We start from the raw sequence: 280 nt of genomic DNA, 5'->3' as shown, positions 1-280 counted from the left end.
GTCGAGGACGAGGGGCAGATCCGGCCCCGACTCCCAGGCGACCCCGACGCGGGGAGCACCGTCGATCGGGGCCGAGCCGGCCAGCGCGAGGTGACGCGCGTCGCCGCCGGCGACCAGGGCGTTGCCGCCGAGGCGCACCGTGAGCGTGCCGTCCGTCACCAGCGTCGCCGTCGCGCCGGCGAGCCGGGCCACGTCCTCCGCGAGCAGGTTGCGGCGGCCGGTGAGCACGTTGGCTGAACGCCCCGAGGCCAGTGCCACGCGGAGCACGCCGTTCAGCACC

At 77.1% G+C, this 280-nt stretch carries 1 pseudogene; it reads right to left on the bottom strand.

Annotation, left to right across the window (positions count from 1 at the left end):
• Positions 1–280: pseudogene (locus tag KVS71_RS17355) on the bottom strand (flagellar hook-associated protein FlgK); the annotation flags it as partial.

The sequence above is a fragment of the Microbacterium sp. GbtcB4 genome (assembly GCF_019091465.1).
In the GTDB taxonomy this organism is placed as follows: Bacteria; Actinomycetota; Actinomycetes; order Actinomycetales; family Microbacteriaceae; genus Microbacterium; species Microbacterium paraoxydans.
Note: the sequence above shows the minus strand (reverse complement) of the source record. Positions and strands in the feature narration are given on the sequence as shown.